Source organism: Agromyces agglutinans, assembly GCF_009647605.1.
In the GTDB taxonomy this organism is placed as follows: Bacteria; Actinomycetota; Actinomycetes; order Actinomycetales; family Microbacteriaceae; genus Agromyces; species Agromyces agglutinans.
In genome coordinates, this window is the sequence record NZ_WJIF01000014.1 from 72,406 (window position 1) to 81,118 (window position 8,713).

Sequence of the window (8,713 nt, forward strand, 5' to 3'; positions counted from 1 at the left end):
AGGTCAGCGACGGATGATCGGCATCATGCCGGTCTCCGTCGCGACCTTGCGCCGGTAGAGCATGCGCTGCTCGGGCAGCGAGAGGTCGAAGATGACGGCGAGCCAGCGGATCACCGTCGTGACCGCCACGCCCGCGATGCCGGCGATGAAGATGGGCACGCCGAAGAGGTCGAGCACCGCGAGCACGATGCATCCGGCGCCCGCGGCGACCGCGTACAGCGACCCGACGTGCATGATCGAGACCGGCAGGCTCATCAGCACGTCGCGGAGCACTCCGCCGCCGACGGCGGCGCAGATGCCGACGAAGACGGCGGGCACGATCGGCACGCCGAGGCTCAGCGCCTTCGAGGTGCCGAACGCGCCGAAGAGGCCGATGACGAGCGCGTCGAGGCCGACGATCACGTTGTTCAGGCGCTGCAACGGCGCGGCGAGGAGCATCCCGACGAGCGACGCGGCGATCGCCGTGACGAGGTACCAGTCGCTCTGCAGGCTCGCGGGCGGCAGCCCGAGCAGCAGGTCGCGGATGAGGCCGCCGCCGAGGCCGATCAACGTGCCGATGATCGCGACGCCCAGCAGGTCGAGCCGACGCTCGCCGCGGAAGCCCGAGGCGAACAGGGCGCCCTGGATGCCGCCGAGGCCGACCGCGGTGAGGTCGAGCCACAGCGGGATGGTGAACTGCGCGGATTCCACGCAGCCAGTGAACCACGAGCCGGGTGCCCCGCCGGTGCGGCGCTCGCGCGAGCCCGCCACGGCACCGGATTGCGCGAGCCTGCCGCGGGCATCGGCGGCGGGTGGGAGAATCGAGGGGTGCCGGTCTATCGAGATGAAGCGGTGGTGCTCCGCACCCACAAGCTGGGCGAGGCCGACCGCATCGTCACGCTCCTGACGCGGCGCCACGGCAAGATCCGGGCCGTCGCGAAGGGTGTGCGCCGCACGGCGTCGAAGTTCGGCGCCAGGCTCGAGCCGTTCATGGTCGCCGATCTCCAGCTCTACGAGGGCCGCACCCTCGACGTCATCACCCAGGCCGAGTCGCTCGGCTCCTACGGCGCCGACATCTCGCAGGACTATGCGGCGTACACCGCCGCGAACGCGATGGTCGAGACCGCCGATCGCGTGACCGAGGCCGAGGGGTCGCTCCAGCAGTACCTCCTGCTGGTCGGTGCGCTGCGCTCGCTCGCCCGGCGCGAGCACGGGCCGACCCTCACGCTCGACTCGTACCTGCTGCGCTCGCTCTCGCTGGCCGGCTGGGCGCCGAGCTTCCTCGACTGCGCGCGCTGCGCGCGCGAGGGTTCGCACACCGCCGTCGTCGTGCAGTTGGGCGGGGTCGTGTGCGACGAGTGCGCGCCGCCGGGGGCGCCCCGGATCGACCCGTCGACGATCGGCCTGCTCGGGGCGCTGCTCACCGGCGACTGGGCGCACGCCGAACAGGCCGGCGACCGCGACCGCAACCAGGCCAGCGGCATCATCGCCGCCTACACCCAGTGGCATCTCGAGCGGGGCCTCCGCTCGCTGCCCCACGTGACGAGGGAACCCGCACCGAAGTGACCCCCAAGCCCTACACGCACAAGGACGCCGTGCCCTACCGGCCGCTCGACTGGACCGGCCTCTACCCGCCGGCGTTCCCGACCGGCTCGGTGCCGCGCCACGTGGCGATCGTCATGGACGGCAACGGCCGGTGGGCGAACCGCCAGGGCCTGACCCGCATCGAGGGCCACAAGGCGGGCGAGGAGGTGCTGCTCGACGTCGTGGCCGGAGCGGTGCAGGCCGGGGTCGAGCACCTGTCGGTCTACGCGTTCTCGACCGAGAACTGGAAGCGCTCACCCGACGAGGTGCGCTTCCTCATGGGCTACAACCGCGACGTGCTGCACCGCCGACGCGACCAGCTCAACGAGTGGAACGTGCGCATCCGCTGGGCCGGCCGCAGGCCGAGGCTCTGGAAGTCGGTCATCGACGAGCTGCAGGTCGCCGAGCGGCTCACGGCCGGCAACACCGGCCTGCAGTTCACGATGTGCGTGAACTACGGCGGCCGAAACGAGATCGTCGACGCCGTCCGCTCGATCGCCGACGACGTGGCATCCGGCCGGCTGCGCCCGTCGGCGGTCTCGGAGAAGCTCATCGACCGTCGGCTCTACGTGCCCGACATGCCCGACGTCGACCTGTTCGTGCGCAGTTCGGGGGAGCAGCGCACCTCGAACTTCCTGCTCTGGCAGTCGGCGTACGCAGAGATGGTGTTCCTCGACACGCTGTGGCCCGACTTCTCGCGGGTCGACCTCTGGCAGGCGATCGAGCTGTACGCGAGCCGCAACCGCCGCTTCGGCGGCGCGGTCGACACGCCGGATGCCGCGTCCTAGCGATCGCCCGAGGTGCCGAGCAGTTCGGCGACGAGGTCGCCGGCGGCGTCGGTGAACCGGGCGGCGAGCTCGGCATCCGAGCCCAGCAGCGCGTACCCGCGCGTGAGCGGCAGGCCGCCGATCGGATGCCACGCGAGATCGTAGGCAGCCGCCTCGACGGGCGTGCACAGCACCAGGTCTCCCTCGGCGATCGCGCGGGCCATCGCCGCCACCTGCGACTCGGCCGTCCGCAGGTTCCCAGCTTCGAGGCCGGCGTCGTTCCTGAGGCGTTCCAGCGGGGCGCGGACGCTCGGCACGTCGTCCTCGGGCTGGAGCCACAGCAGTCTCCGGCCCGAGCCGCCGCGCCGCGGCCGGAGTTCGGCGAGGTGGAAGGGACGGCCGCCGGCCTCGGCTCCGGAACGGACGGCCGCGCGGGCTGCGGCCGCCGGTTCGAGCGTGCCTGCTGCTTCCGGTCGTGACCAGCCGACGCCCAGCGGGCCGGTCCAGGTCGCGCGGTCGGGGCCGACGTGCTGCAGGGCCAGCAGGGCGCGCCCGTCGTCGAGCGATGCGGCGCGCTCGGATGGCGGGCCCTCGAGGAACTCGATGGTCATGCCCGCCCCGGCTGCCGCGGCGATCACCCGAGCCGCGTTCCGCGGCGCCACTCGCGCCGGCACAGCCACCACGACGGGCAGGTCGTGCGCGTCGGCGGCGGCATCCGCGAGCGCCTGCGCCGCGTCGACGAGCCGGATCGCGTTCGGCAGCATCCTCCGGCCGAAGGGCGTGAGCCGGACGCGACGCGAGGTGCGTTCGAAGAGGCGGGCGCCGAGATGCTGTTCGAGCGCCGCGATCCGCCGGCTCGCGACCGACTGCGTGAGACCGGCGCCGGTCGCGCCGATGGTGAAGCTGTCGCGTGCGGCGACGGCCACGAAGGCCTCGCAAGCAGCGGTGAGGTCGAGTTGTCGGGGCACGCATGCGAGTATCGCATCGAAACGGCTGGTTCATCGCGGGCAACGCATCGATTCGCGGACGACCGTCGACCCGCGTGCGCGACCGCCGCATCGATCACCCGCCGTGGGGAATGCGAACGCATCGATCCGGCGTTGGACTCGTTGTGACTTCCCCCATCAAGATCGACATCTGGTCCGACATCGCCTGCCCGTGGTGCTACATCGGCAAGCGCCACCTCGAGGCCGGCATCGCCGCCCTCGGCGACGAGGCCCCCGACGTGGAGATCGAGTACCACTCGTTCGAGCTGTCGCCCGACACGCCGCTCGACTTCGAGGGTTCGACCGTCGAGTACCTCGCGGACCGCAAGGGCATGCCCCTGGAGCGCGTCGAGCAGATGCTCGAGCACGTGACCGGCGTCGCCGCGAAGGCCGGCCTCGACTACCACTTCGAGAAGGTCGCGCACACGAAGACGCTGAAGGCGCACGAACTGCTGCACTTCGCGAAGGCGCGCGGCATGCAGCTCGAGCTCAAGGAGCGGCTGCTGAAGGCCTACTTCGTCGAGGGCGGTCGGGTGAACCGCATCGACGAGCTCATCGGCTACGCCGAGGAGGTCGGCCTCGACGGCGACGCCGCGCGCGAGGCCCTCGAGTCGGGGCGGTACGCAGCCGACGTGCAGGCCGACATCGCGCAGGCCGGCGCCTACGGCATCAACGGCGTCCCGTTCTTCGTCATCGATGGCAAGTACGGCATCTCCGGTGCGCAGCCCGCCGAGGTCTTCTCGCAGGCGATCGCGCAGGTCGCCGGCGAGCAGGGCGCGGCGGCGTGAGCGACGTGGATGCCTCGCCGTCGGTGACGGTGGGCGACGCGTCGGCGGATGCCGCTCCGCGCGCGCCGTTCGCGATGATCTCGGGCGACCCCGCCGCCATGGTGTGCGAGGGCGACGTCTGCTTCATCCCCGCGGCGGACTCGTCGCCTACTCGGGCTCGCTGATGTCGGCGACGGTCGCGTCGTAGGCGGCGATGAGGGCGTCGGCATCGACGAACAGGCTGCGGCCGTGTTCGCCGGCGCCCATCGAGACCCGCCGGCCGGCGATCGACTCGTCGGCGATCACCGGCCACGCGGTGGTCGAGCCGAGGGGCGTGATGGTGCCGCGCTCGTAGCCCGTGGCCGCGAGCGCGAGCGAGGCATCCGGAAGTTGCAGCTTGTTGACGCCGAGCAGCGCGCGCAGCTTGGGCCAGCTGATCTTGCGGCCGCCGGGCACCAGGGCGAACACGTAGGTGTCGTCGCTGCGCTTGACCACGAGCGACTTCACGATGTCGCCGGGCGTGATGCCGAGCAGTTCGGCGGCCTCCTCGAGGCTGCGCGCCGCCGGCCGCTCGATCACCTCGATGTCGAGGCCGCGCGCCGCGGCATCCGCTCGCACCCGCTCGCCGCCCGTGGGCGCTGCATCCGTCATCTGGTCCTCCACCGTGCGCGTTTCCCGAATCCTATGCCGGGCTCTCGCGCCCTCGCCCGACCACCCCGGGAAGTCTGGGAGAATCGAACACGATGTCCACTCCCACCAGCGTCACGACCGGCCCGCTCCGGATCGGCAGCCTCGAACTCGACGTGCCCGTCGTGCTCGCGCCGATGGCGGGCATCACGAACACGGCGTTCCGCCGGCTCTGCCGCGAGTTCGGCGCCGGGCTCTACGTCAGCGAGATGATCACGAGCCGCGCCCTCGTCGAGCGCACGCCCGAGTCGATGCGGCTGATCACGCACCACGAGTCCGAGACCCCGCGGTCGATCCAGCTCTACGGCGTCGATCCGAAGACCGTCTCCGAGGCGGTCACCATGCTGGTCGCCGAAGACCGCGCCGACCACATCGACCTGAATTTCGGATGCCCCGTGCCCAAGGTCACGCGCAAGGGCGGCGGTGCGGCCCTGCCGTGGAAGAGCGGGCTGTTCCGCGACATCGTCGAGGGCGCCGTGCGGGCCGCGGGCGACCTCCCGTTGACCATCAAGATGCGCAAGGGCATCGACGCCGACCACCTCACCTACCTCGAGGCCGGCCGCATCGCCGAGGGCGCGGGCGTCGCATCGATCGCGCTGCACGCGCGCACCGCCTCGGAGTTCTACTCGGGCCAGGCCGACTGGTCGGCCATCACGAAGCTGAAAGAGACCGTGACCGGCGTGCCGGTGCTCGGCAACGGCGACATCTGGTCGGCCGACGATGCGCTGCGCATGGTCGCAGAGACCGGGTGCGACGGCGTGGTCGTCGGGCGCGGATGCCTCGGTCGCCCCTGGCTCTTCGGCGACCTCGCGGCCGGGTTCCGCGGCGAGCTCGCCGCGGGCACGGCGACGACATTCCAGCCGTCGCTCGGCCAGGTCGCGCAGACGTTCCGCCGGCACGCCGAGCTGCTCACCGAGTTCTTCGACAGTGAAGAGCGCGGGTGCCGTGACATCCGCAAGCACGTCGCGTGGTACTTCAAGGGCTACCCGGTGGGCGGCGAACTGCGTGCACGCCTCGCGACCGTCGAGTCGCTCGAGCAGCTCGACGAGCTGCTCGGCACCCTCGACTGGTCGATGCCGTATCCCGGCGAGGGCGCCGAGGGGCCCCGCGGCCGCGCCGGCACCCCGAAGAACCCCGCCCTCCCCGACGGCTGGCTCGACTCGCAGGAGCTCGCCGGCCACGACCGCGTCACCCTCGTCGACGCCGAGCTCGACACGAGCGGCGGCTGACCCGGTGCGCGAACGACGACTCTTCGGCGGATACGACGACGCCGACGTCGAACGGATGCTGCCCGAGCAGCACTCCTCGCGGCGCAGCGACTTCGCGCGCGACCGCGCGCGGCTGCTGCACTCGAGCGCGTTGCGACGGCTCGCCGCCAAGACGCAGGTGCTGAGCCCCACCGCGGGCCTCGACTTCGCGCGCAACCGGCTCACGCACTCGCTCGAGGTCGCCCAGATCGGGCGCGAGCTCGCCGCCAACCTCGCACTCGATCCCGACGTGGTCGACACGGCCTGCCTGGCCCACGACCTCGGGCACCCGCCCTTCGGGCACAACGGCGAGAAGGCGCTCAACGCCTGGGCGGCCGACATCGGCGGCTTCGAGGGCAACGCGCAGACCCTGCGCATCCTCACCCGCCTCGAGCCCAAGGTGTTCGGCGACGACGACCGCAGCTACGGGCTGAACCTCACGCGGGCGAGCCTCGACGCGAGCTGCAAGTACCCCTGGCCTGAAGAGCAGGGCGTCGCCGACCCGTCGGGCCGGCAGAAGTTCGGGTTCTACGCCGACGACGTCGCCGCCTTCCGGTGGCTGCGTGCGGGCGCACCCGCGCGGCGCCTGTGCATCGAGGCGCAGGTGATGGATCTCTCCGACGACATCGCCTACTCGGTGCACGACTTCGAGGACGCGATCGTCAACGGCTACATCGACGTCGAGGTGCTCGGCGCCCGGGTCGACCACGACGACCTCGTCGCCTCGATGTCGGAGTGGATCGGAGGCTCGATCTCTCGCGACGAGCTCACGGCGGCCTTCGACCGGCTCGACTCGCTCGACGTCTGGCTCGAGTCATGGAGCGGCAGCCGCCGCGACCACGCCCGGCTGAAGAACCTCACGAGCCAGCTCATCGGAAGGTTCGCGCACGCCGCGACCGATGCGACGAGGGCGGCCTTCCCGCTCGCGAGCCTGATCCGCTTCGACGCCGACGTGGTCGTGCCGCGCGCGATCCAGGCCGAGATCGCGGTGCTGAAGGGCATCGTGGCGACGTTCGTGATGTCGCGCAACACGCGCCAGCCGATCTACGCGCAGCAGCGGAGCATCCTCACCGGGCTCGCCGACGTGCTGCTCGCGGGCGGCGACCGGCACCTCGATCCCGGCTTCGCCGACGACTGGCGCGAGGCCGGCGACGACCGCGCCCGCAAGCGCGTCGTCGTCGACCAGGTTCAGAGCCTGACCGACCAGTCGGCGCTCGCGTGGTACGAACGCCTGGTGCAGCGGTGACCCCCGCCGGGCCACGCCGTTCCCGGCCTAGGATGTGACCATGGCGGGCCGAATTCGACAGAGCGATGTCGAAGAGGTGAAAGCCCGCACGAACATCGCCGACATCGTGGGCGAGCACGTCACCCTGAAGTCGGCGGGCGTCGGATCGTTGAAGGGCCTGTGCCCCTTCCACGACGAGCGGAGCCCGAGCTTCCACGTGCGACCGCAGCTCGGCTACTACCACTGCTTCGGCTGTGGCGAGTCGGGCGATGTCTACACGTTCCTGCAGCGCATGGACCACGTGACCTTCAGCGAGGCCGTCGAACGCCTGGCCGGGCGCCTCGGGTTCGAGCTCCACTACGAAGACGGCGGCCCCGCGCAAGACCACGGCAACCGCGCTCGGCTGCTCGCGGCGAACGCGGCTGCGGCGGAGTTCTTCGTCGAACAGTTGGTCTCGCCCGAGGCCGAGGTCGGGCGCCGGTTCCTCGGCGAGCGCGGCTTCGACGCCGAGGCGGCGAAGGCGTTCGGCGTCGGGTTCGCGCCCAAGAGCTGGGATCGTCTGACGAACCACCTGAAGTCGCGCGGCTACTCCACTGAAGAGCTCGCGGCTGCCGGGCTCGTCTCGCAGGGCGATCGGGGGGTGTACGACCGGTTCCGGGGGCGACTCGTGTGGCCGATCCGCGATGTCACGGGCCAGACCGTCGGCTTCGGCGCACGGCGCCTGCTCGACGACGACAACGGCCCGAAGTACCTGAACACCCCCGAGACCGCGGTGTACCGCAAGGCGCAGGTGCTCTACGGCCTCGACCTCGCCAAGCGCGACATCTCGCGCACACGCCGCGTCGTCGTGGTCGAGGGCTACACCGACGTCATGGCGTGCCACCTCGCGGGCATCACGACCGCGATCGCGACCTGCGGCACCGCGTTCGGCGTCGAGCACATCCGGGTGCTGCGCCGCGTGCTCGGCGACGACTCCGGCGGCGGCGAGGTCATCTTCACGTTCGACGGCGACGCGGCCGGCCAGCAGGCGGCCATGCGCGCGTTCGCCGAGGAGCAGCGCTTCACCGCGCAGACCTACGTCGCCGTCGCACCCGACGGGCTCGACCCGTGCGACCTGCGGCTCGCCCGCGGCGACCACGCCGTGCGGGCGCTCATCGACCAGAAGACGCCGCTGTTCGAGTTCGTGATCCGCCACACGCTCTCACGGTTCGACCTCGAGTCGGTCGAGGGCCGCGTCGGCGCGCTTCGCGCGGCAGCACCGGTCATCGCCGACATCCGCGATCGGTCGCTGCGTCCCGGCTACACCCGCGAGCTCGCGCGCATGCTGGGCCTCGAGCTCGGTGAGGTCGAACGCGCGGTGCGCGGCGCGGGCACGCGCGGCCGCGACGAGGGTCGAGGCGGCGGCGAGGCATCCGGCCGCGCCGGTGGCGGAGGCGCACGTGACGGCGGCGGGCCCGGCGGCGGGCGACCC

Annotated in this window: 10 protein-coding genes; 7 read left to right on the top strand and 3 right to left on the bottom strand. The window is 71.8% G+C overall.

The annotated features are described in order from the left end of the window. Positions 1-3: 3 nt before the first annotated feature. On the bottom strand, positions 4-690 hold the full coding sequence (locus GE115_RS17080) for a trimeric intracellular cation channel family protein (RefSeq protein WP_312855319.1): 687 nt from the start codon (positions 688-690) through the stop codon (positions 4-6). A gap of 117 nt (positions 691-807) precedes the next feature. On the opposite strand from GE115_RS17080, the gene recO reads away from it, so the two are divergent. Then, positions 808-1,545, top strand: a complete 738-nt coding sequence (gene recO / locus GE115_RS17085; RefSeq protein WP_312855320.1) for a DNA repair protein RecO — start codon at positions 808-810, stop codon at positions 1,543-1,545. Further along, positions 1,542-2,351, top strand: coding sequence for an isoprenyl transferase (locus GE115_RS17090; RefSeq protein WP_312855321.1), 810 nt, complete (start codon positions 1,542-1,544; stop codon positions 2,349-2,351). Before recO ends, GE115_RS17090 begins: the two co-directional genes overlap by 4 nt. Here GE115_RS17090 and GE115_RS17095 read toward each other — a convergent pair. Next, positions 2,348-3,298, bottom strand: a complete 951-nt coding sequence (locus GE115_RS17095) for a helix-turn-helix domain-containing protein (RefSeq protein ID WP_153685963.1) — start codon at positions 3,296-3,298, stop codon at positions 2,348-2,350. The genes GE115_RS17090 and GE115_RS17095 overlap by 4 nt on opposite strands. A 143-nt stretch (positions 3,299-3,441) precedes the next feature. Between GE115_RS17095 and GE115_RS17100 the strand changes: the two genes are divergently transcribed. Together GE115_RS17100 and GE115_RS17105 are read left to right on the top strand one after the other, a co-directional pair. After that, on the top strand, positions 3,442-4,104 hold the full coding sequence (locus tag GE115_RS17100) for a DsbA family oxidoreductase (RefSeq protein WP_312855322.1): 663 nt from the start codon (positions 3,442-3,444) through the stop codon (positions 4,102-4,104). Further along, positions 4,101-4,268: a hypothetical protein gene (locus tag GE115_RS17105; protein WP_153685965.1), complete on the top strand. Its 168-nt coding sequence runs from the start codon at positions 4,101-4,103 to the stop codon at positions 4,266-4,268. The genes GE115_RS17100 and GE115_RS17105 overlap by 4 nt, the downstream gene beginning before the upstream one ends. Here GE115_RS17105 and GE115_RS17110 read toward each other — a convergent pair. Beyond that, positions 4,252-4,734: an aminoacyl-tRNA deacylase gene (locus GE115_RS17110; RefSeq protein ID WP_153685966.1), complete on the bottom strand. Its 483-nt coding sequence runs from the start codon at positions 4,732-4,734 to the stop codon at positions 4,252-4,254. The genes GE115_RS17105 and GE115_RS17110 overlap by 17 nt on opposite strands. 92 nt (positions 4,735-4,826) lie before the next feature. Between GE115_RS17110 and dusB the strand changes: the two genes are divergently transcribed. The 3 genes from dusB to dnaG form a co-directional block, all read left to right on the top strand. Next, positions 4,827-5,999, top strand: coding sequence for a tRNA dihydrouridine synthase DusB (dusB, locus tag GE115_RS17115; RefSeq protein WP_153685967.1), 1,173 nt, complete (start codon positions 4,827-4,829; stop codon positions 5,997-5,999). Positions 6,000-6,003: 4 nt separating this feature from the next. Beyond that, a complete protein-coding gene (locus tag GE115_RS17120; RefSeq protein ID WP_312855323.1) occupies positions 6,004-7,263 on the top strand; it encodes a deoxyguanosinetriphosphate triphosphohydrolase in 1,260 nt (419 codons plus the stop codon). Between the two features lie 40 nt (positions 7,264-7,303). Next, positions 7,304-8,713 (top strand): DNA primase (dnaG, locus tag GE115_RS17125; RefSeq protein ID WP_153685968.1); only part of this gene is annotated, 1,410 nt, incomplete at its 3' end.

Excerpts from the sequence above, each read along its gene's own strand:
- GE115_RS17110 (WP_153685966.1), bottom strand. The coding sequence starts at position 4,734 with ATGACGGATGCAGCGCCCACGGGCGGCGAGCGGGTGCGAGCGGATGCC.
- dusB (WP_153685967.1), top strand. The coding sequence starts at position 4,827 with ATGTCCACTCCCACCAGCGTCACGACCGGCCCGCTCCGGATCGGCAGC.